We start from the raw sequence: 21,448 nt of genomic DNA on the forward strand, positions 1-21,448 counted from the left end.
GTTGATAGGCCGGATCTGGAAGGCGGGTAACCGCTGGAGGTGACCGGTACTAATAGGCCGAGGGCTTGTCCTCAGTTGCTCGCGTCCACTGTGTTGGTTCTGAAACCACGAACAACCCCGTACAGGTCACGTACGGTGCGGTTGATGTGTTTCATAGTGTTTCGGTGGTCATAGCGTGAGGGAAACGCCCGGTTACATTCCGAACCCGGAAGCTAAGCCTTACAGCGCCGATGGTACTGCAGGGGGGACCCTGTGGGAGAGTAGGACGCCGCCGAACAAATATTGCGAAAACCCCTGTACCGGATTCCGGTGCGGGGGTTTTCTGCGTTTAGGGGGAGCTGAAACGGGGTCTGCTTTTCAAGCAGACCCCGTATTACAAACGTCCCGCAGCCTTGAGAGCCAGATATGCGTCCGCCAGTGCCGGTGCGAGGTCGTCCGGTGTTGCGTCGACGATGGTGACGCCATGTCGGCGGAGTTTTTCCGCAGTGCGGTCGCGTTCGGTCTGGGCACGTGCCGCGGCTGCCGCCTCGTACACGGCCTCTGTGTTTCCACGGGCCGTGGCCATGCGCGCGATGTGTGGATCTGCCACGGATGCCACCAGAACCGTGTGGCGCTGGGTGAGTTGGGAGAGGACGGGGAGCAGGCCCTCTTCGACCGGGGCCGCGTCGAGGCTGGTGAGCAGGACGATCAGGGAGCGGCGCGGTGCTGTGCGGATTGCCGTGGCGGCGAGGGCTCGGGCGTCTGTTTCGACGAGTTCCGGTTCGATGGTCGCCATCGCGTTGACCAGTGACGGGAGTACGTCGCGTGCGGTGCGGCCCTGGACGAGGGCGCGGACCCGGCGGTCGTAGGCGAGGAGGTCCACGCGGTCGCCTGCGCGGGATGCCAGGGCTGCCAGGAGCAGGGCGGCGTCCATGGAGGCGTCGAGGCGTGGGGCGTCGCCGACGCGGCCGGCCGAGGTGCGACCGGTGTCGAGGACCAAGAGGATGTGGCGGTCGCGTTCCGGGCGCCAGGTGCGTACGGCGACCGTCGTTTGGCGGGCGGTGGCGCGCCAGTCGATGGAGCGGGTGTCGTCGCCCGGGACGTATTCGCGCAGGCTGTCGAACTCTGTTCCTTCGCCGCGGGTCAGCACGCTGGTGCGGCCGTCGAGTTCGCGGAGACGGGCGAGTTTCGACGGGAGGTGCTTGCGGCTGGTGAAGGGGGGCAGGACGCGTACGGCCCAGGGGACGGCGTGGGTGCCCTGGCGGGTGAGGAGGCCGAGGGGGCCGTAGGAACGGATGGTCACTCGGTCCGCTTGGCGGTCGCCTCGGCGGGTGGGGCGTAGGCGGGTGGTGAGGCGGCGGCGTTCGCCGGGCGGGACCGTCAGGCGGTGGCGGGAGGCGGCGAATTCCGTGCCGGGGAGCCAGCTGCTGGGGGGCCAGGCGTCGCGGATGCGGGCTCGGAGCAGGCGGCGGGACGGGTTGGTGACGGTCAGGGTGACGTCGGCTGATTCGCCCAGGCGTACGGAGGTGTCGCCCGAGCGGGTGAGGCTCAGGCGGCGTACCGGGGCGGCCAGGGCGAAGTCGCAGGCGCAGGCCACCGCCAGGGGGACGTTGACGGCCAGGATGCCTGTCCAGCTGGGTTCCCAGATGCCTACGGGGACGGAGCCCAGGGCTGCGAGGAGGGCGGCGCGGCCGGTGAGGGCCATCAGCGGGGGACCGGGACGTGGGCGAGGATCGCGTTGATGACGGAGTCCGCCGTCACGCCCTCCATCTCGGCCTCGGGGCGCAGCTGTACGCGGTGGCGGAGGGTGGGGAGTGCCAGGGCCTTCACGTCGTCGGGGATGACGTAGTCGCGGCCGGTGAGCCAGGCCCATGCGCGCGAGGTGGCGAGGAGGGCGGTGGCGCCGCGCGGAGACACGCCGAGGGTGAGGGACGGCGATTCGCGGGTGGCGCGGCAGATGTCGACTACGTAGGCGGTGATTTCGGGGGAGATCGTTGTCTTGGCGACCGCCGCGCGGGCTGCTTCGAGGTCGGCCGCGTTCGCTACGGGGCGCAGGCCGGCGGCGTGCAGGTCGCGCGGGTTGAAGCCTTCGGCGTGGCGGGTGAGGACGTCGATCTCGTCCTGGCGGGAGGGGAGCGGGATCGTCAGCTTGAGGAGGAAGCGGTCGAGTTGGGCTTCGGGGAGGGGGTACGTGCCCTCGTACTCGACGGGGTTCTGCGTCGCGGCGACCAGGAAGGGGTCGGGGAGGGGGCGCGCGGTGCCGTCGACCGTGACCTGGCGTTCCTCCATCGCTTCGAGGAGGGACGACTGGGTCTTCGGCGGGGTGCGGTTGATCTCGTCCGCGAGGAGGAGGTTGGTGAAGACCGGGCCGGGCTGGAAGCGGAACTCGGCGGAGCGGGTGTCGTAGACCAGGGAGCCGGTGACGTCGCTGGGCATCAGGTCCGGGGTGAACTGGATGCGCTTGGTGTCGAGTTCGAGCGCGGATGCGAGCGCTCGGACGAGCAACGTTTTGGCGACTCCGGGGACTCCTTCCAGTAGAACGTGTCCGCGGCAGAGGAGGGCGACGACGAGGCCGGTCACGGCGGGGTCCTGGCCGACCACGGCTTTGGCGATCTCGGCGCGCAGGGATTCGAGGGAGGCTCGGGCGGCGCCCGGATTCCCCGCAGGCCCGGCGTTGTCAGTGGTCGGGTCCATCATGGACGGCGTACCTCTCTTTCGAGGGCGTCGAGTTGGTCGGCAAGTGCTATGAGGGCCGCGTCGTCGCTGGGCGGCGGGCCGAAGAGGAGGGAGTGCAGGGTCTGTCCGTCGCCGTGGAGGTGCGCGGACAGTGCGGGGAGCAGGGCTTCGGGCGCGTGCGCCTGGGAGACGGGGACGCCTGCGAGGGGGGCGAGGCGAGTGCGGGTGGTGGAGCGCAGAGCGGTGGCCGCGCGGTCGCGGGCGTTGGCTTTGCGGTAGAGGCGGGCGCGGCCTTCGACGGTTTCGGAGGCGCGGATCGCCACGGGGAGTTTTTCGGGCACGAGGGGGCCCAGTCGGCGTGCCCGCCAGAGGGCGGCCAGGGCTGCGGCGATGAACAGTTGCAGGGTGCCCCAGAGCCAGCCCGAGGGGAGCAGGTCGAGGAAGCTCTGGCTGCCGGAGTCGGTGGCCGTGGTGTCGGACAGCGAGGGGAGGTACCAGACCAGATGGGGACGCGAGCCGAGGAGTTGCAGGGCGAGCGAGGCGTTGCCCTGCTTGTCGAGACGCTTGTTGAGGAAGATGTCGGGCGCGCCGATGACCACGGTGTCGCCGCCCGCGGATGCGTCCGGGAGCCGGAGCAGGGTCGGTCGGCCGTCGCTGGGGTAGCACTCGTCGGCGTCGGTGGCCGTGGTCGTGTACCTGTAGTCACCGGTTTCCGCGTCGCCCGCGCGCCGGGCGGCGGGCATCGAGCAGTCGGGGGAGAGCGGCGAGTCGAAGCTGGGCCCGGCGTCCACGGTGACCCTGGGGGCGAGTCGGCTCAGGGACGGCGTGCTGGGCGCGACGAGGACCGTACGGCCGCCGGAGTTCGCGAACGACGCGTGCAGGGCGGACTGTTGACGCTTGGTCAGCAGGTCCGGGACGGCGACCAGGAGGGTGGTGTCCGGGCCGACCGCGGCGCGGGCCTGGGTCAGGGTCGAGACCACGCGCGTGGACACGCCCCGGTCGCCGAGGAGTTCGGCGACAGCGCGGCTGCCGTAGGGGTCGGCGGAGCGCGGGTCGAGGTCGCCGTGCCGGGCATCGGAGCGGATCGCGGCGATCCCCACGGCGGCTGCCAGGAGGACCACGAGCGCGAGGACGATGCCACGCGCGCGGGTCCACACCTGGCGGACGGTGGGCGAGGCCGAAGTGGCGGGAAGCGTCGCCTCCGTGGTCATTCGGCGGCCCCCTGGCTGGTGTGGTGGGCCGTGCTGTGGGCGCTGCTCGTGAGGACGGGCCTGGTCCGCTCCAGGCCGCGGTCGAGTTCGGCGATGCGGCGGTACGACTGCTCGCTCGCGCCGCGCCCGCCGTACGTCACGTCGTCGAAGTGTCCGGCGGCGGCGCGCAGTTCGTCCGTGTGCGACGGGAGTGCGCGGCCGGCTTCCGCGACCGCCTCGTCGGCCGTGCGGCCGGGGCGGACATCGAGCAGGGCGCGTTCCTCCAGAGAGCGGACGATGGCACGCATGCGTTCCTGCACGGCGGGGTTCCAGTGTCCTTGGGCGGCGTGTGCCTCGGCGGCCGAGCGGTGTTCGGCGGCGCTCCGGGGCCGGTCGTCGAACAGGGCGGCGGCGGAGGCGGGTTCGCGGCGGGGGGTGCCGAGGCGCCACCACAGGGCGGCCACGACCGCGAGGACGACCAGGATGACGACGACCAGGCCGAGCGTTCCGCCGGGTGTCGCCTCCGATGCCCTGCTGAACAGTTTGTCGACCCAGCGCGAGATGGCGTCCAGGGCTCGTTGCACCAGGCTGGGGTCGTTCTCGTGGTACATCTGCTTGGACAGTTCACGCCGGGCCGCCTCCCGCGCGGGGTCGCGCGGGATCGTCACCGGCGGCTCGTCCCCCGAGAGGGCCGACGACCGTACGACTGTGCCGTGGGCGCGCAGCAGCGCCCTCGTGGCCGATTCGACGGTGTGCGGCAGCGCCGCGGGCATTGCTGTGAGAACTCCCCCCGCCAGGCTCACCGCATCAGCTCCCCGGGGTGGGGCCGGGGGCGGCGGTGCCGTGGTCCTGGACTCCGGCGGCGCGGGCCAGGTCGAGGTCGAGGGCCTCGCGGCGGATGCGCTGGTCGATGTACAGGAGCACGGTGACGCCCGCCGTGATCGGGAACGAGATCATGCGGCCGATCACCGCGCCGATGCCGCTGATGACGAGGAACGTCCAGCCGACGTCGCCGGTGCCGTTGACGAGGCCACTGAGGCCGTCACCGCTCAGCAGCCCGGCGATGAAGGCGAACGGGATCACGAGGATGGACGACAGGATGCTCGCGATGATCTGGGCGAGCAGCTGGATGCCGAAGATCCGCCACCAGGAGCCGCGCACCAGCTTCGCGGAGCGGCTCATCGACTTCACGATGCCCTGCTTCTCCAGCATCAGTGCGGGCGAGGCCAGGGAGAAGCGGATCGCCAGCCAAAGGGTGACACCGCAGCCGATGAGGCCACCGATGACGGCGAGTGCGATGCCCCCGTCCACGGATCCCGTGACGCCCACGATGATGCCGGGCACGGTGGGGACGCCGATCAGGACGATGGCCATGAGGATCAGCAGGCAGATCAGGCCGAACAGCTTGAGCACCTGGGGGCGGGCGTCACGCCAGGCTTCCGTGGCGGTGACCGGCTTGCCGAGGACGGCGCGGCTGGTGACGGCCGTGAGCAGGGCGGTGGCGATCACCGTGCCGATGAGGGCGACCAGGTAGACGACGCCGGTGCTGAGCAAGGCCTCGCTCATGCCGCGGGTCACTTCGGAGGCGCTGGCGTTCGGGTCGTCGAGGGCGTTGGCGCTGGTGAGATCGCTGAAGGCGAAGCCCTGGACGAGGACGACGATGGTCTGCATGACGACCGCGACGCTGAGCGAGATACCCAGGACCGTGCGCCAGTAGGTGCGCATGGTGGATACGGCGCCGTCGAGGATCTCGCCGACGCCGAGCGGGCGGAGCGGGATCACACCGGGCTTGGCCGCGGGCGGGGGACCACCCCAGCCGGCTCCCCAGCCGGGAGCGCCGTAGCCGCCGGGCCCGCCATATCCCCCAGGGCCTCCGGGGCCTCCGGGGCCCGCCGGGCCGCCGGGGTGGCCGCCGCCCCAGCCGGGGCCGGGTGGTGGGGGCGGTGCCTGGCCCGGGCCCGGGGCGTCGGTGGGCGCGGACCACTGGGCGGGTGGCGGCTGCTCCTTGGACCACTGCGGGCCGGTGCCCGACGGGTCCGTGCCGGGCTGGTCCGCGGGCTGTGCGGGGCCGGAGCCGTCTCCGGGCCCGGCCGGACCGGACCCGCCGGGCTCGGGCCCGTCGGGCGGGGCGGATCCGGGCGAGGCCCAGCCCGGAGTGTCGTTCATCGTCGCTCCTTCACGGTGCCCGTCCGCGGGCGCGGCGGCAGGTTGGCAGCCATCGTGCCATGGGGTGGTCGACCGGTGACCGGCCGCGGTATGGGCTGCACACCTTCAATTGTCCGTCGGATACGGGGCAGACTGACCGCATGGCTGATCAGTACGCGCAATCCGGCGAGAACGGCCGGCCGACCGAGATACCCGCGATCCGCTGGGACGAACCCCCCGAGGGGCCTGTACTGGTCCTGCTCGACCAGACGAGGCTGCCCGCCGAGGAGGTCGAGCTGGTGTGCACGGACGCCTCCGCGCTGGTGGAGGCGATCCGTTCGCTGGCGGTGCGCGGGGCGCCGCTGCTCGGCATCGCGGGGGCGTACGGTGTCGCGCTCGCCGCCGCGCGGGGCTTCGACGTGGACGAGGCCGCGCTGGCGTTGGCCGGTGCCCGGCCGACCGCGGTGAACCTCTCCGTGGGCGTGCGCAGGGCGCAGGCCGCGCACCGTGACGCGGTGGCCAAGGGCGGCGATCCGGAGCAGGCGGCCGGGGCCGCGCTGGCGGCGGCGCGGCGGTTGCACCGGGAGGACACCGAGGCCAGCGCGCGGATGGCCGCGCACGGGCTGGCCCTGCTGGACGAGCTGCTGCCCGGCGGCGGGCACCGGATTCTGACGCACTGCAACACCGGAGCGCTGGTGTCGGGCGGTGAGGGCACGGCCTTCGCGGTGGCGCTCGCGGCGCACCGGGACGGGCGGCTGCGGCGGCTGTGGGTGGACGAAACGCGTCCATTGCTGCAAGGTGCTCGCCTGACGGCTTATGAGGCGGCGCGCAACGGTATGGCGTACACCTTGCTCACGGACAACGCGGCGGGCTCCTTGTTCGCGGCCGGGGAGGTGGATGCGGTGCTGATCGGGGCGGACCGGATCGCCGCCGACGGTTCGGTGGCGAACAAGGTGGGGAGCTATCCGCTCGCCGTGCTCGCCCGGTACCACCATGTGCCGTTCATCGTGGTGGCACCGGTGACGACGGTGGATCCGGACACGCCGGACGGGGCGTCCATCGAGGTGGAGCAGCGCCCCGGGTTCGAAGTGACGGAGATCACGTCACCCCAAGTGACGGTGTCGGGAGCGGGAGGCGGGATTCCGGTGGCACCCCTGGGGACCCAGGCCTACAACCCGGCGTTCGACGTGACGCCTCCCGAGCTGGTGACGGCGATCGTCACCGAAGAAGGCGCTGTTTCGCCCGTGACTGCGGGGGCGCTGGCAGAGCTGTGTGACAGGTCACGACAGGTAACGATTTAGTTAATGGGATGATGTCGTTTATGAAGGGACGAGTCCTTGTCGTCGATGACGACACCGCACTGGCCGAGATGCTCGGCATTGTGTTGCGTGGTGAAGGTTTTGAGCCGTCTTTCGTAGCCGACGGCGACAAGGCGCTGGCCGCTTTCCGTGAGAGCAAGCCCGACCTGGTGCTCCTGGACCTGATGCTGCCCGGACGGGACGGTATCGAGGTGTGCCGCCTGATCAGGGCGGAGTCCGGGGTACCGATCGTGATGCTCACGGCGAAGAGCGACACCGTCGATGTCGTGGTGGGCCTGGAGTCCGGCGCCGACGACTACATCGTGAAGCCGTTCAAGCCGAAGGAGCTGGTCGCCCGGATCCGGGCGCGGCTGCGGAGGTCCGAGGAGCCGGCGCCCGAGCAGCTCGCCATAGGCGATCTGGTCATCGACGTGGCCGGTCACTCCGTGAAGCGGGACGGGCAGTCGATCGCGCTGACGCCGCTGGAGTTCGATCTGCTGGTCGCGCTGGCCCGTAAACCGTGGCAGGTGTTCACGCGTGAGGTGCTCCTGGAGCAGGTCTGGGGCTACCGGCACGCGGCGGACACCCGTCTGGTCAACGTGCATGTCCAGCGGCTGCGTTCCAAGGTCGAGAAGGACCCGGAGCGGCCGGAGATCGTGGTGACCGTCCGCGGCGTCGGTTACAAGGCGGGACCGAGCTGACATGTCCAGGGACAGTGCCGCTTCGGCACCCGGGGGGACCGGGGCCCGCGCGGGGCGGCCTGTCGGCCGGACGGCGGCGGGCTCCCGCTGGGCACGCCTGCTGGAGGGCGGGCTGCTGCAGGGCGGAGTCCAGGGCAGCCCGGTCCTCCGCCTGTTCATGCGCTGGGTGCGCCGGCCGCTGCTGCCGGTCATGCGGCTGTGGCGGCGCAACATCCAGCTCAAGGTCGTCGTCACGACCCTGCTGATGTCGCTGGGCGTCGTCCTGCTGCTGGGATTCGTCGTCATCGGCCAGGTGCGCAACGGCCTGCTGGACGCCAAGGTGAAGGCCTCGCAGAGCCAGGCCACGGGTGGATTCGCCGTGGCCAAGCAGAGGGCCGACGAGGCGGCCAGCGGGACCGCCGACGACGGCTCCGCGACCGACGGCAACTCCTCGCAGAACGTCATCTCATGGATGAGCGACCTGGTGTCGTCGCTGTCCAGCGGCGGCCAGGGTGCCTTCGACGTGGTGACGCTGCCGGCTGGTGCCGACAGCGGTGGCGGACGCAGTCCGCGCGGTTCCGGGTACGTCGATCCGTCCGCGAGCGTGCCCGAGGACCTGCGCGCGCGGGTCAACGGCAGTACGGCGGCGGCCCAGAGCTACACCCGGATCATCTACAGCAACGGCAAGGAGTCCCAGCCCGCGCTCGTCGTCGGCAAGCAGGTCAACGACCCGAACAACAACCCGTACCAGCTGTACTACCTCTTCCCGCTCACCCAGGAGGAGAAGTCGCTCAGCCTGGTCAAGGGGACACTGGCGACGGCCGGGCTCTTCGTCGTCGTACTCCTCGGGGCCATCGCCTGGCTCGTGGTGCGGCAGGTCGTCACGCCGGTGCGGATGGCCGCGGGGATCGCCGAGCGGCTGTCCGCCGGGCGCCTGCAGGAGCGGATGAAGGTCACCGGCGAGGACGACATCGCGCGGCTCGGCGAGGCCTTCAACAAGATGGCGCAGAACCTCCAGTTGAAGATCCAGCAGCTGGAGGACCTCTCGCGGATGCAGCGCCGGTTCGTCTCCGACGTGTCGCACGAGCTGCGCACGCCGCTGACGACCGTACGCATGGCCGCCGATGTCATCCACGACGCGCGCGTGGACTTCGATCCGATGACCGCGCGGTCGGCCGAACTCCTCGCCGACCAGCTGGACCGCTTCGAGACGCTGCTCGCCGACCTGCTGGAGATCAGCCGCTTCGACGCGGGAGCGGCGGCCCTTGAGGCCGAGCCGATAGACCTCAGGGAAGTCGTACGGCGGGTCATCAGCGGGGCCGAGCCCCTCGCCGAGCGCAAGGGCACGCAGATACGCGTCGTCGGCGACCAGCAGCCCGTGGTCGCCGAGGCCGATGCCCGGCGGGTGGAGCGGGTGCTGCGCAATCTCGTCGTCAACGCCGTGGAGCACGGTGACGGCAAGGACGTCATAGTCAAGCTCGCCACCGCGGGCGGGGCGGTCGCCATCGCGGTGCGCGACTACGGGGTGGGGCTCAAGCCCGGTGAGGCGACCCGGGTGTTCAGCCGCTTCTGGCGGGCCGACCCGGCACGCGCGCGTACCACCGGTGGTACGGGTCTGGGGCTGTCCATCGCCCTGGAGGACGCACGGCTGCACGGCGGCTGGCTGCAGGCGTGGGGTGAGCCGGGCGGCGGTTCGCAGTTCCGGCTGACGCTGCCGAGGACCGCGGACGAACCGCTACGGGGCTCGCCGATACCCCTGGAGCCCAAGGACTCACGCCGTAATCGTGGACTCAACGACGCCGGCCTGCCGAGCGGGGGCGGGGACAAGCGGGCGACGGTCCCGGTGCAGCCGATGGGTGACCAGGGGGCGCCGATACCCGCGCGGACCCCGATCGCCCCGAGGCTGACCGCCACGACCGCGACAGCGGACCCTACGGCGCTGCCCGGCAACGGCGCACGCGTGGTGCCCCGGCCGACCGGCGGCACACGGCGCCAGGAGGACCGGCCGGCCGCGGACGCGCCTCGCAGTGACACCGCGCGCGGTGTCGACCCGGCCGCAGTGCCGGAGGAATCGAACAAGCAGGGGGAGGCATCTCGTGGGCGCTGACCGCGAGGAGGGCGCCCGGCGAAAGCCGGCACGCGCGGCGGCGTACATCGCGTGCGGCGTCGTAGTGCTGGCGGGATGTGCCTCGATGCCGGACAGCGGGGACCTCCGGGGTGTCGAGTCGACGCCGCGACAGGACACCCAGGTGCGGGTTTTCGCGATGCCTCCCCGGGAGGACGCGACGCAGGGGGAGATCGTGCAGGGCTTCCTGGAAGCACTGACCAGCGACGATCCGAACTACAAGACGGCGCGCCTGTACCTGACCGCCAAGGCGGCGCGGGGCTGGCAGCCGGAGGCGTCCACCACCGTGCTCGCCGACGGGCCGAGCACCGAGGCCGTTCATCCCCCCGGCGACCGGGAGGACGGCGACACTTTCGCGTACACACTGACCGGCGACCGGGTCGCCACGGTCGACTCGCAGCAGGCGTACTCGCCCGCGGACGGCCGGTACAGCCAGCGGGTGCACCTGGCGAAGGACACGAAGAGCGGACAGTGGCGCATCGACGGACTGCCGCAGGGCGTCGTCATGGGCAGCTCCGACTTCCAGCGCAACTACATGTCGGTCAACAAGTACTACTTCGCGTCGAACACGACGGCCGGGACGACCTCGCAGCCGATCGCCGTGGCGGACCCCGTGTTCGTACGGCGGCGGGTGGACCCCATGACGCAGATGGTGCGCTCGCTCCTCGACGGGCCCACCAGCTGGCTCGGGCCCGTGGTCAGGTCGAGCTTCCCCACGGGGACGGCGCTGCGCAAGGGAGTCACCTCGCTGACCCCCGACGACCAGAACAAGCTGACGGTCCCGTTGAACCAGAAGGCCTCACGGGTGGGGCTCACCCGGTGCAACGAGATGGCGACCCAGATCCTCTACACCCTCCACACCATGACGCCCACGGTGGACGAGGTCGAGCTGCAGGCCGCCAACGGCGCACAGTTGTGCGTGTACCGCGAGAACAGCGCGGAGTCGCTCGTGGCACGCGGCCCCGTGAACCACCCCGTGTACCTGTACTTCCTCGACGACAAGCACCGGTTGGTACGGATACCCGGCGGCAGCAGGGGCACGCACACCGAGGCGGTGCCGGGTGCCCTGGGCGAGGGAACCAAGCCGCTGGGATCGGTGGCGGTGTCGCGCGACGAGGAGAGCGGGGCCGGGGTCAGTCTCGACGGGAAGTCGCTCTACGTGGGGTCGATGGTGTCGGGCGCGTCGCTCGGGGACCCCGTGCTGACCAGCCAGGGCACAACGGCGGACGACCGGTTGACGGCTCCCAGCTGGGACGTGCAGGGCGACCTCTGGGTGGCCGACCGGAATCCGAAGAATCCCCGGCTGCTCCTGCTGCAGAAGGGCGCCGGCCAGCCGATCGCGGTCGACACCCTGGGGCTGGACGGCAGGATCGAGTCGGTCCGGGTGGCGGCCGACGGGGTGCGGATCGCGCTCGTCGTCGAGAAGAACGGCAAGCGGTCCCTCCAGATCGGGCGGATCCAGCGGAGCGGCGCGACCGGGGAGCAGCCGGTGGTCTCGGTCCTCGAACTGCGTTCCGCGACCCCGGACCTGGAGGAGATCACGGCCATGTCGTGGGCCGGGGACAGCCGGCTCGTGGTGGTCGGGCGCGCGCAGGGCGGTGTGCAGCAGATGCGGTACGTCCAGGTCGACGGCTCCACTCCGGAGGGTCCGGCGCCCACTGCCCTGACCGGCGTGAAGGAGATCGCCGCGTCCGAGGACGACAAGCTGCCGCTGGTGGCCTATTCGGAGGACGGGATCGTGCGGCTGCCCACCGGGGCGCAGTGGCAGAAGGTGGTCAAGACGGGGTCGGCGCCGGTTTACCCGGGGTGAGGCGATCGTCGGCCCAACTGGGTTGAGTTGCTTGCCCGTTGACCTGGGGTGAGGGAGTGCGAAGCGGCCGTCTTCGGTCGGGCTGAGGCCCGGCAGGAGGCGGCCGTTCGCGTGTTCCGGGGCGGGGCCGCACTCGTGTGGGGGACGGCTTCCGGCGGTTGCGCGGAGTTGTCCACAGGGAGGCGTCCGCCGGTTGTCCACAGGGGTGGCCGGTCGGCGAGAGCGTTGGCACAGTGGTGGGCATGCGGGGCTGGTGGCGGGACCTCACGGATCTGGTGCTGCCGACCGAGTGCGGAGGCTGCGGGATGCCTCGCACGGTGCTCTGCCCGGAGTGCCGTGCCGCCCTGAACGGGGCCGTACCGAGCCGGGTACGACCGGTGCCCGAGCCGTCCGGGCTGCCGGCGACGTATGCGGCGGCTCCCTACGCGGACGAGGTGCGCGCGATGCTCCTCGCCCACAAGGAACGAGGCTCACTGGCCCTCGCGGGGCCCCTGGGCGCGGCTCTCGCGGGCGCTGTGCGGGCGGGGCTCCGGGAGTGCCGGGCGCGGGGCCGAGGGGCTGTGACGGGGCAGGACGGGGGGTTGGCGGGGCCGAGCGGAGGTTCGGTGGGGTTGGACGGGGACCGGGTGCCGGGACTCGGTGAGCTGAGGGAGGAGGGGGATGAAGGCAGCGAGGGCGAGTGGGACGACTGGGCTGAGCGGGCGGCCGCGGGGGCGCGGCAGGCGCCCACGGGAGCACGGCGGGCACCTGCGGGGCGACACCGGCAGGAGGTAGGCGGCGCGCCGCTCCGGAGTGGTGTCGGGGTGCCGGTGTTGCTGGTCCCCGTGCCCTCCGCGCGTGGGGTGGTGCGGGCTCGTGGGCATGATCCGGCGCGGCGGATCGCTCTCGCGGCGGCGGGGGAGTTGCGGCGGAGCGGGACGCCGGCCCGGGTGGTGGCCGTGCTGCGGCAGCGGCGGTGGGTGGCCGACCAGTCGGGGCTCAACTCCCGGCAGCGGCTGGACAATCTGGCCGGTGCCCTGGAGGTGGTCGCGGGAGGCGCCCGGTTGCTGGTCGGCGGTCCGGTCGTGCTCGTCGACGACCTGATGACGACGGGGGCCTCGCTGCGGGAGGCGGCACGCGCCGTGCGTGAGGCGATCACCCGCGATGGACCAGGAGGAGCAGTTGGAGCAACCGCGGCCGTGTACGCGGGTGTGTCCCGGGAAGGCAGAGGGGAACAGATGCGGGCAGCAAAGGAGAAGGGGAGTCACATGGCACTCAGTGCACCGGGAATCGTGGGTGTGAACGGCCCTGGTGACCTGATCTGCGCGGCTGTGATCGCGGCATCGCCTGATTCCTTCGAAATAAACCGGAACTGACTGCAAACTTGCGTCGTTGCAGGTAATGACAGGGCCAATTCACCTGAACGGAGGTACGCGGCAGTAGAGGGTGACGACATCCGTCCGGGCGAGATATGTTCGGTTGTGAGAGAAAGGCGCAGGCCGCACCTCTCCTATCCGAATGCCGTGCCGCGGGTTTTCTGGAATCACCGCGGCCATGGGGTGGAGATCTTGCCCATGGGGGAGGAGGAGGTGGAAGTCACCGAGTCCGAGGTTCCGGGGTGACCGGAGCCTGGTGCAAAAGGGAGACGCTCCGCAGCGAAGCGGAGTGATCCGGGAACGGAGTTCTGCGTGGACATCGTCGTCAAGGGCCGCAAGACCGAGGTGCCCGAGCGGTTCCGCAAGCACGTGGCCGAGAAGCTGAAGCTGGAGAAGATCCAGAAGCTCGACGGCAAGGTGATCAGCCTCGACGTCGAGGTGTCCAAGGAGCCCAACCCCCGACAGGCCGACCGTTGCGACCGAGTGGAGATCACGCTCCGCTCCCGCGGTCCGGTGATCCGGGCGGAGGCATCGGCCAACGATCCGTACGCGGCGCTCGACCTCGCGGCGGAGAAGCTGGATGCCCGGCTGCGCAAGCAGCACGACAAGCGTCACACGCGCCGCGGTGCCCGTCGGCTCACGGCCGCCGAGGTCCCCGACCACGTCCCGGGTGCGGCGACGCTCAACGGCAACGGCCACGCCGTCCCCGACGAGCAGTCGGACGGTGTGCCCACCAAGAAGATCGGCTCGCTGGAAGTGAAGGGCGAAGGCCCCCTCATCGTCCGCGAGAAGACACACGTCGCCTCTCCGATGTCCCTCGACCAGGCCCTCTACGAGATGGAACTGGTCGGACACGACTTCTACCTGTTCGTCGACTCCGAGACCAAGGAACCGAGTGTCGTCTACCGGCGGCACGCCTACGACTACGGCGTCATCCACCTCAGCACCGACCCGATGGTCACCCGGGCGCAACCGCCCGCGGCGGGCGGCACGTTGGGCGGCTGACCCACCCGGCGGCAGCTGAGCCGGTGCCCCTGGAGCGCGTGTGCGCCCCCAGGGGCACCGGTGTGCGACCACTTCGCGCCCCGCTCCGTGACCGCACTGTCGTCCGGGCATGGAATCATGGCCGCACAGGGCCCAACCCGTGGGCCGCTGCCTTGGGTTGGCGATGGCGCAGGACCACAGGCCACAGCCTTCAGGGGGAGGAACGATGGCGGACAGCTTCGGACCGATGCATGTCGAGGATGCCGATGGCGTCGTCGCCATGGGCCCGGAAGCGGGCTCGACACGCAAGGAGCCGATCAGAGTCCTTGTCGTGGACGACCACGCCCTCTTCCGCCGAGGCCTGGAGATCGTGCTGGCGGCCGAGGAGGACATCCAGGTCGTCGGCGAGGCGGGCGACGGCGCCGAGGCCGTGGACAAGGCCGCCGACCTGCTGCCGGACATCGTGCTGATGGACGTACGGATGCCGAAGCGGGGCGGGATCGAGGCGTGTACCTCCATCAAGGAGGTGGCACCCAGCGCGAAGATCATCATGCTGACGATCAGCGACGAAGAGGCCGATCTCTACGACGCGATCAAGGCGGGCGCCACGGGATATCTCCTCAAGGAGATCTCGACCGACGAGGTGGCCACCGCCATTCGCGCGGTGGCCGACGGACAGTCGCAGATCAGCCCCTCCATGGCGTCGAAACTGCTCACCGAGTTCAAGTCGATGATCCAGCGCACCGACGAGCGCCGGTTGGTGCCCGCGCCCCGGCTCACCGACCGTGAGCTGGAGGTTCTCAAACTCGTCGCCACCGGTATGAACAACCGCGATATCGCCAAGCAGTTGTTCATCTCCGAGAACACCGTGAAGAACCATGTGCGCAACATCCTGGAGAAGCTGCAGCTGCACTCCAGGATGGAGGCCGTCGTCTACGCGATGCGGGAGAAGATCCTCGAAATCCGGTGACCCTCACGCCAGCAGGCGCAGGAGCTCTCCGGCGAGGGGCGCGCGCAGTTCGGGGGCGTCGACCCGCTCCACGCGTACGTCCGTGCAGTCCACCCAGCTCGCGGCCTCGACCAGGGCCTGCGCCACGGACGGGACGGCCTTCGCGCCGTCCAGGGTGACCTGCTTGGCGACCAGGGTGCGGCCCTCTCGCGCCGGGTCCACGCGGCCGACCAACTGGCCGCCGGCGAGTACCGGCATCGCGAAGTAGCCGTGGATCCGCTTTGGTTTGGGGACGTAGGCCTCCAGGCGGTGGGTGAAGCCGAAGATCCGCTCCGTGCGCGCCCGCTCCCAGATCAGGGAGTCGAACGGGGACAGGAGCGTGGTGCGATGCCGGCCGCGCGGGGAGGTCTCCAGGGCCGTCGGGTCGGCCCAGGCCGGCTTGCCCCAGCCCTCCACCGTGACCGGGACCAGGCCCGAGTCGGCGATCACCGCGTCGACCTGCTCGCCCTTGAGGCGGTGGTAGTCGGCGATGTCCGCGCGCGTGCCGACACCCAAGGACTGGCCCGCCAGCCGGACCAGGCGGCGGAGGCACTCCGTGTCATCCAGCTCGTCGTGCAGCAGCTGATCGGGGATCGCGCGCTCGGCGAGGTCGTACACCCGCTTCCAGCCGCGGCGCTCCACGCACACCACCTCGCCGTACATGAGCGCGCGCTCCACGGCGACCTTGGCGCCGGACCAGTCCCACCACTCGCTGGTGCGCTTGGCGCCGCCCAACTCCGTGGAGGTGAGGGGGCCTTCGGCGCGGAGCTGCTTGATGACCTGCTCGTAGGCGCCGTCCGGGAGGTCGTGGTTCCAGTGCGGCCGGCCGCGGTAGGCGCGGCGGCGGAAGGCGAAGTGGGGCCACTCCTCGACGGGGAGGATGCAGGCCGCGTGGGACCAGTACTCGAAGGCGTGTGTCTGGGTCCAGTACGCGTCCTCGACCGTCTTGCGGGGGACGGCGCCGAGGCGGGCGTACGGGATGAGTTCGTGGGAGCGGGCGAGGACCGAGATGGTGTCGAGCTGGACCGCGCCGAGATGGCGGAGCACACCGCGCACGCCCGCGCGGCGGTCGGGGGCACCGAGGAAACCCTGTGCGCGCAGGGCGATGCGGCGGGCGTCGGCTGCCGACAGGTCGGTCGTGGGGCGCGGGGCACTCGTCATGTCTCCGCACGATAGAGGGTGCCACTGACAATGTGCGCTGACCTGCGGATTCGTCTCGCTACGGCTGCGCGGGCAGGTACGGGGCGGTCGAGGGCAGGCCCAGGTCCGACGGGAGCAGGGAGGCGACCCAGCAGTCCCGTCGTACGCCCTTGTTGTTGATCGCGGAGCGGAGCGTGCCCTCGATGGTGAAACCGGCGTGCTCGGCGACCGCGCGGGATCCCTTGTTGCCGACCTCCGCGCGCCATTCCACGCGGTCGATCGACAGCCGGGTGAAGGCCCAGCGGGAGACGGCGACGGTGGCCTCGGTGATGTAGCCGTTGCCCCGGTACTCCTTCGTGGCCCAGAAGCCGACCTCACCCACGCCCAGGGAACGCATCGTGATGCCGAGCATGCCCACCAACTCCCCTTCGGGGAGAAAGACACCGAAGGTGAACATCGAACAGTTCGCCCAGCCCTCGGGGACCAGCTGCTCGGTGAAACTCCGCGCGTGCTCCGGGAGGTAGGGCGAGGGGATCGTCGTCCAGCGCTGGATCTCGGGGTCCTGGGCCGCGGAATACACGACATCGGTGTCCTGCGGGCCGACGCTGCGCAGGAGGAGACGGTCGGTAGTGAGCGTGACGGGTTCCATCGGCCGATTCTGCTCGGGAGCGCACGAGGACGCCATGCTTTTGCGCTGTGTGAGCGGGTGATCACATTTCGCGCAATTCCTCGGAACGACGCGGCACCATCGGCGACTCCCGGCCGTTGTCCCCTTTGAAGCGTTTTTGAAGTAGTGGACGGTCGGCGTCCCCGGCAGGCTCCCGGCGTGGCGGGGTCCTCGCATACGATGGCCGTTGCTCAGCCATGTCATTGGAAACCGACCGTCCCAGGCCCGACCGGCAAGGAGACCAACCCCCGTGTCCGTCCTCTCGAAGATCATGCGTGCAGGCGAAGGCAAGATCCTGCGCAAACTGCACCGCATCGCGGACCAGGTCAACTCCATCGAAGAGGACTTCGTCGACCTCTCCGACGCCGAGCTGAAGGCCCTCACCGAGGAGTACAAGCAGCGCTACATCGATGGTGAGACCCTGGACGACCTGCTGCCCGAGGCGTTCGCCACCGTACGCGAGGCCGCCAAGCGCGTCCTCGGCCAGCGGCACTACGACGTGCAGATGATGGGCGGCGCCGCCCTGCACCTCGGTTACGTCGCCGAGATGAAGACCGGCGAGGGCAAGACCCTGGTCGGCACCCTGCCCGCGTATCTGAACGCCCTCTCCGGAGACGGCGTCCACATCATCACGGTCAACGACTACCTGGCCGAGCGCGACTCCGAGATGATGGGCCGCATCCACAAGTTCCTGGGCCTTGAGGTCGGCTGCATCCTCGCCAACATGACGCCGACCCAGCGTCGCGAGCAGTACGCGTGCGACATCACCTACGGCACGAACAACGAGTTCGGCTTCGACTACCTGCGCGACAACATGGCGTGGTCGCAGGACGAACTGGTGCAGCGCGGCCACAACTTCGCGATCGTCGACGAGGTCGACTCCATCCTCATCGACGAGGCGCGTACGCCGCTGATCATCTCCGGCCCGGCCGACCAGGCGACCAAGTGGTACGGCGACTTCGCCAAGCTGGTCACCCGCCTGAAGAAGGGCGAGGCGGGCAACTCGCTCAAGGGCCTGGAGGAGACGGGTGACTACGACGTCGACGAGAAGAAGCGCACGGTAGCCATCCACGAGGGCGGTGTCAGCAAGGTCGAGGACTGGCTGGGCATCGACAACCTCTACGAGTCGGTGAACACCCCGCTCGTGGGCTACCTGAACAACGCCATCAAGGCCAAGGAACTCTTCAAGAAGGACAAGGACTACGTCGTCATCGACGGCGAGGTCATGATCGTCGACGAGCACACCGGCCGTATCCTCGCCGGCCGCCGCTACAACGAGGGCATGCACCAGGCGATCGAGGCGAAGGAAGGGGTGGACATCAAGGACGAGAACCAGACACTCGCCACGATCACCCTGCAGAACTTCTTCCGCCTCTACAGCAACCTCTCGGGCATGACCGGTACGGCGATGACCGAGGCCGCCGAGTTCCACCAGATCTACAAGCTCGGCGTCGTCCCGATCCCGACCAACCGGCCCATGGTCCGCAAGGACCAGTCCGACCTGATCTACCGCACCGAGGTCGCGAAGTTCGAGGCGGTCGTCGACGACATCGCCGAGAAGCACGAGAAGGGCCAGCCGATCCTCGTCGGTACGACGTCGGTCGAGAAGTCCGAGTACCTCTCGCAGCAGCTCGCCAAGCGCGGTATCCAGCACGAGGTGCTGAACGCGAAGCAGCACGACCGTGAGGCGCCGATCATCGCCCAGGCCGGCCGCAAGGGTGCCGTGACGGTCGCCACCAACATGGCCGGCCGTGGTACGGACATCAAGCTCGGCGGCAACCCCGACGACCTCGCCGAGGCCGAACTGCGCCAGCAGGGCCTCGACCCCGAGGAGCACATCGAGGAGTGGGCCCAGGCCCTGCCCGCCGCCCTGGAGCGGGCCGAGCAGGCGGTCAAGGACGAGTTCGAGGAGGTCAAGGACCTCGGCGGCCTCTACGTCCTCGGCACCGAGCGGCACGAGTCGCGCCGTATCGACAACCAGCTGCGCGGTCGCTCCGGCCGTCAGGGCGACCCGGGCGAGTCCCGGTTCTACCTCTCCCTCGGCGACGACCTGATGAGGCTGTTCAAGGCCCAGATGGTCGAGCGCGTGATGTCCATGGCGAACGTCCCGGACGACGTGCCGATCGAGAACAAGATGGTCACGCGCGCGATCGCGTCCGCCCAGTCGCAGGTCGAGCAGCAGAACTTCGAGACCCGCAAGAACGTCCTCAAGTACGACGAGGTCCTCAACCGTCAGCGCGAGGTCATCTACGGCGAGCGGCGCCGCGTCCTGGAGGGCGAGGACCTGCAGGAGCAGGTCGTCCACTTCATGGACGACACGATCGACGCGTACATCACCGCGGAGACCGCCGAGGGCTTCCCGGAGGACTGGGACCTCGACCGGCTGTGGGGCGCGTTCAAGCAGCTCTACCCGGTGAAGGTCACCGTCGAGGAGCTGGAGGAGGCGGCCGGGGACCGGGCCGGTCTGACCGCCGAGTTCATCTCCGAGTCCATCAAGGACGACATCCACGAGCAGTACCAGGAGCGCGAGGAGCAGCTCGGCTCCGAGATCATGCGTGAGCTGGAGCGCCGGGTCGTGCTGTCGGTGCTGGACCGCAAGTGGCGCGAGCACCTCTACGAGATGGACTACCTCCAGGAGGGCATCGGCCTGCGCGCGATGGCCCAGAAGGACCCGCTGGTCGAGTACCAGCGCGAAGGCTTCGACATGTTCACCGCCATGATGGACGGCATCAAGGAGGAGTCCGCCGGCTATCTGTTCAACCTGGAGGTCCAGGTCGAGCAGCAGGTCGAGGAAGTCCCCGTGGAGGACGACAAGCCGTCGCTCGACAAGGAGGACACGGTGCCCGCGCAGGCGAGCGCCCGTCCCGAGATCCGCGCCAAGGGGCTCGACGCGCCCCAGCGGCCGGACCGGCTGCACTTCTCCGCGCCCAGCGTGGACGGAGAGGGCGGCGTCGTCGAGGGTGACTTCACCAGCGACGACGAGCCGGTGCGCTCCGAGGCCGACGGCCTCACGCGCGCGGAGCGCCGCAAGCAGGGGCGCCGGAGCAGCCGTCGCAAGAAGTGACGGTCGCTCCGCGAGCCCGGTGACGGGCGTCTCCGGGCGAGGGACCGAGCTGTCGGGACGGCTCCCCGGTGAATGACCGCGGAGGTCTCGAAGGACCTTGAAGGGCCGGGCATCGTGAAGGTGCCCGGCCCTTCGGCATGCACGCGGGCCGCGGCGAGCGTGTCCCCCGCCCCGCGGCCCGGCACCGCCGCCCGCGGCCCGTCGCCCGCCGTCCGTCGCCCGAGGACCGCCGTCGGCCGACGGAGGTCGCCCGTCAGTCGTCGTCCGGGGTGTGCGGGGCGCGCGGACCGCCCAGTTCCACCGCCGTGCAGCGCCAGCGGAGGTCGGCGCCGCGCTCCAACCGGAAGGCCATGGCCCGCAGTTGGTCGCCCGCGCCGATGCGGGCGAAGGCCTCCACGGCGCCGGGGCGGGCGACGTAGTACCCGATGTCGCGGACCACCGGGCGGGTGCCCCGGGTGGCGCGCAGGGGGCCGTGTTCGGCGAGCCGGACCAGTTCGTCGTAGGCGCGGCCGGCGGTGTGCCGGAGCATCCAGTGGACGGGCCGCTGGCCGCTCAGTACGGCGAGGAGGCGGTCGGCGAAGACGTCGGTGGGGCGCGGCTGCGGGACGCGGCCGGGCGCGGCCTGGGCGGGCACGGTACGGGGTGCGGCCCGGCCCGTAGCGGGAGCCGACGCGGCTGGGACTGTGCCGCGACCCGGCCCCGGCGTGAGAACCGCCGGGACTGAGCCCCGGCTCGGCGCGACCGTCGGTGTCGTACGTGCTCCGCCCTGACCCGAGACGGCGCCCCGGCCCGCCGCTGGCGTACGAGGGCTGCGGCCCGGGGCGGCCGGTGGGCGGCCGTCTCCGGGGGCCGTGCGGGCCGTGCCCCGGCCCGCCGTCGCGGAGAGGGAGGCCGTGCGGGCCGACGGGGTTGCGTCGTGGGCAGCCTCGCTTCCGGGCGTCGCGAGACGTGAGTCCTCGACGGTGTCGGACGTGTTCGGCAGGGCCTCGCCGGTCGTCGTGCGGGACCCGCCCCCGACCTGGCCGCGCGGTGCCGGCGTACCCGGGCGGCGTGGGTCGCGGCGGGTCGGGGGACGGGTCGGGGTGTGCTGGGCGGTCCTGGTCATGACCTTGTGCATGGGGGGTCCCGTGTGGTCGGCCCGGAATGTACCGGGAAGTAACTTGCTGGTTGGGGATCTTGTACGGGGCCGTGGACGGAGGTGGCAAGGAGGGAGAAGGGCGCGTCGGAGGGGCCGGATTGTTCACTTATCCGAGTGATTGGTGGGCCTCCGGGCCCGTCAGCGCGGGGGTGCTCCGGGTGAATTTCCGGCGTGGGGTGGACGCCTCCAGTGGTGCGGGTGGGGACTCG

General features: G+C 70.6%; 16 protein-coding genes and 1 rRNA gene. 9 read left to right on the forward strand and 8 right to left on the reverse strand.

All coding sequences use genetic code 11. The annotated features are described in order from the left end of the window. The first annotated feature begins 160 nt into the window (after window positions 1–160). Window positions 161–277 (forward strand): 5S ribosomal RNA (rrf, locus tag ACIBJH_RS17990). A gap of 96 nt (window positions 278–373) precedes the next feature. On the opposite strand, the gene ACIBJH_RS17995 is transcribed toward rrf, so the two are convergent. Genes ACIBJH_RS17995 through ACIBJH_RS18015 form a run of 5 tightly spaced genes read right to left on the reverse strand, consistent with a single transcriptional unit; the run spans window position 374 to window position 6,011 of the window. Then, window positions 374–1,684 carry a DUF58 domain-containing protein gene (locus ACIBJH_RS17995; protein WP_399117825.1) on the reverse strand — a complete coding sequence of 437 codons (1,311 nt, stop codon included), beginning with the start codon at window positions 1,682–1,684 and terminating at the stop codon, window positions 374–376. Further along, entirely contained in the window at window positions 1,684–2,676 is a 993-nt protein-coding gene (locus ACIBJH_RS18000) for an AAA family ATPase (protein WP_399117826.1), read from the reverse strand. Before ACIBJH_RS18000 ends, ACIBJH_RS17995 begins: the two co-directional genes overlap by 1 nt. Continuing rightward, a complete protein-coding gene (locus tag ACIBJH_RS18005; protein ID WP_399117827.1) occupies window positions 2,673–3,866 on the reverse strand; it encodes a DUF4350 domain-containing protein in 1,194 nt (397 codons plus the stop codon). The genes ACIBJH_RS18000 and ACIBJH_RS18005 overlap by 4 nt, the downstream gene beginning before the upstream one ends. Further along, a complete protein-coding gene (locus ACIBJH_RS18010; protein WP_399117828.1) occupies window positions 3,863–4,618 on the reverse strand; it encodes a DUF4129 domain-containing protein in 756 nt (251 codons plus the stop codon). The genes ACIBJH_RS18005 and ACIBJH_RS18010 overlap by 4 nt, the downstream gene beginning before the upstream one ends. A 34-nt stretch (window positions 4,619–4,652) precedes the next feature. Continuing rightward, window positions 4,653–6,011: a hypothetical protein gene (locus ACIBJH_RS18015; RefSeq protein ID WP_399117829.1), complete on the reverse strand. Its 1,359-nt coding sequence runs from the start codon at window positions 6,009–6,011 to the stop codon at window positions 4,653–4,655. A 140-nt stretch (window positions 6,012–6,151) separates the two neighbouring features. Here ACIBJH_RS18015 and mtnA point away from each other — a divergent pair, with 140 nt between their 5' ends. The 7 genes from mtnA (at window position 6,152) to ACIBJH_RS18050 (ending at window position 15,212) form a co-directional block, all read left to right on the forward strand. Continuing rightward, window positions 6,152–7,291: an S-methyl-5-thioribose-1-phosphate isomerase gene (gene mtnA / locus ACIBJH_RS18020; RefSeq protein WP_399117830.1), complete on the forward strand. Its 1,140-nt coding sequence runs from the start codon at window positions 6,152–6,154 to the stop codon at window positions 7,289–7,291. 8 nt (window positions 7,292–7,299) lie between these two features. Further along, complete coding sequence (mtrA, locus tag ACIBJH_RS18025) at window positions 7,300–7,989, forward strand: two-component system response regulator MtrA (protein WP_187284748.1); 690 nt, start codon at window positions 7,300–7,302, stop codon at window positions 7,987–7,989. 1 nt (window position 7,990) lies between these two features. Then, window positions 7,991–10,075, forward strand: a complete 2,085-nt coding sequence (mtrB, locus tag ACIBJH_RS18030; RefSeq protein WP_399117831.1) for an MtrAB system histidine kinase MtrB — start codon at window positions 7,991–7,993, stop codon at window positions 10,073–10,075. Further along, window positions 10,065–11,903 carry an LpqB family beta-propeller domain-containing protein gene (locus tag ACIBJH_RS18035; RefSeq protein ID WP_399117832.1) on the forward strand — a complete coding sequence of 613 codons (1,839 nt, stop codon included), beginning with the start codon at window positions 10,065–10,067 and terminating at the stop codon, window positions 11,901–11,903. The genes mtrB and ACIBJH_RS18035 overlap by 11 nt, the downstream gene beginning before the upstream one ends. 242 nt (window positions 11,904–12,145) lie before the next feature. After that, window positions 12,146–13,258 carry a ComF family protein gene (locus tag ACIBJH_RS18040; protein ID WP_399117833.1) on the forward strand — a complete coding sequence of 371 codons (1,113 nt, stop codon included), beginning with the start codon at window positions 12,146–12,148 and terminating at the stop codon, window positions 13,256–13,258. Window positions 13,259–13,570: 312 nt separating this feature from the next. Next, entirely contained in the window at window positions 13,571–14,263 is a 693-nt protein-coding gene (gene hpf, locus ACIBJH_RS18045) for a ribosome hibernation-promoting factor, HPF/YfiA family (RefSeq protein WP_399117834.1), read from the forward strand. 205 nt (window positions 14,264–14,468) lie between these two features. Further along, complete coding sequence (locus tag ACIBJH_RS18050; RefSeq protein WP_026178126.1) at window positions 14,469–15,212, forward strand: response regulator transcription factor; 744 nt, start codon at window positions 14,469–14,471, stop codon at window positions 15,210–15,212. 3 nt (window positions 15,213–15,215) lie between these two features. On the opposite strand, the gene ACIBJH_RS18055 is transcribed toward ACIBJH_RS18050, so the two are convergent. Together ACIBJH_RS18055 and ACIBJH_RS18060 are read right to left on the reverse strand one after the other, a co-directional pair. Then, window positions 15,216–16,391, reverse strand: coding sequence for a winged helix-turn-helix domain-containing protein (locus ACIBJH_RS18055; protein ID WP_399117835.1), 1,176 nt, complete (start codon window positions 16,389–16,391; stop codon window positions 15,216–15,218). A 58-nt stretch (window positions 16,392–16,449) separates the two neighbouring features. Further along, window positions 16,450–17,019 (reverse strand): GNAT family N-acetyltransferase, encoded by a 570-nt coding sequence (locus ACIBJH_RS18060; RefSeq protein ID WP_200713182.1) that lies wholly within the window; start codon window positions 17,017–17,019, stop codon window positions 16,450–16,452. 268 nt (window positions 17,020–17,287) lie between these two features. Here ACIBJH_RS18060 and secA point away from each other — a divergent pair, with 268 nt between their 5' ends. Beyond that, window positions 17,288–20,101, forward strand: a complete 2,814-nt coding sequence (gene secA / locus ACIBJH_RS18065) for a preprotein translocase subunit SecA (protein WP_399117836.1) — start codon at window positions 17,288–17,290, stop codon at window positions 20,099–20,101. Window positions 20,102–20,354: 253 nt separating this feature from the next. Here secA and ACIBJH_RS18070 read toward each other — a convergent pair whose 3' ends face one another. Further along, the gene (locus ACIBJH_RS18070; RefSeq protein WP_399117837.1) at window positions 20,355–21,206 is read right to left on the reverse strand and encodes an Rv3235 family protein; all 852 of its coding nucleotides are present in this window, start codon (window positions 21,204–21,206) and stop codon (window positions 20,355–20,357) included. Window positions 21,207–21,448 lie beyond the last annotated feature (242 nt).

This window comes from Streptomyces sp. NPDC050548, from assembly GCF_044457385.1.
Lineage (GTDB): Bacteria > Actinomycetota > Actinomycetes > Streptomycetales > Streptomycetaceae > Streptomyces.

Coding starts and splice junctions, on each gene's coding strand:
- ACIBJH_RS18050 (WP_026178126.1), top strand. CDS start 14,469: ATGGCGGACAGCTTCGGACCGATGCATGTCGAGGATGCCGATGGCGTC.
- ACIBJH_RS18000 (WP_399117826.1), bottom strand. CDS start 2,676: ATGATGGACCCGACCACTGACAACGCCGGGCCTGCGGGGAATCCGGGC.
- ACIBJH_RS18055 (WP_399117835.1), bottom strand. CDS start 16,391: ATGACGAGTGCCCCGCGCCCCACGACCGACCTGTCGGCAGCCGACGCC.
- mtnA (WP_399117830.1), top strand. CDS start 6,152: ATGGCTGATCAGTACGCGCAATCCGGCGAGAACGGCCGGCCGACCGAG.
- ACIBJH_RS18060 (WP_200713182.1), bottom strand. CDS start 17,019: ATGGAACCCGTCACGCTCACTACCGACCGTCTCCTCCTGCGCAGCGTC.
- ACIBJH_RS18015 (WP_399117829.1), bottom strand. CDS start 6,011: ATGAACGACACTCCGGGCTGGGCCTCGCCCGGATCCGCCCCGCCCGAC.
- mtrA (WP_187284748.1), top strand. CDS start 7,300: ATGATGTCGTTTATGAAGGGACGAGTCCTTGTCGTCGATGACGACACC.
- ACIBJH_RS18010 (WP_399117828.1), bottom strand. CDS start 4,618: ATGCCCGCGGCGCTGCCGCACACCGTCGAATCGGCCACGAGGGCGCTG.
- ACIBJH_RS17995 (WP_399117825.1), bottom strand. CDS start 1,684: ATGGCCCTCACCGGCCGCGCCGCCCTCCTCGCAGCCCTGGGCTCCGTC.
- ACIBJH_RS18070 (WP_399117837.1), bottom strand. CDS start 21,206: ATGACCAGGACCGCCCAGCACACCCCGACCCGTCCCCCGACCCGCCGC.
- ACIBJH_RS18005 (WP_399117827.1), bottom strand. CDS start 3,866: ATGACCACGGAGGCGACGCTTCCCGCCACTTCGGCCTCGCCCACCGTC.
- mtrB (WP_399117831.1), top strand. CDS start 7,991: ATGTCCAGGGACAGTGCCGCTTCGGCACCCGGGGGGACCGGGGCCCGC.
- ACIBJH_RS18040 (WP_399117833.1), top strand. CDS start 12,146: ATGCGGGGCTGGTGGCGGGACCTCACGGATCTGGTGCTGCCGACCGAG.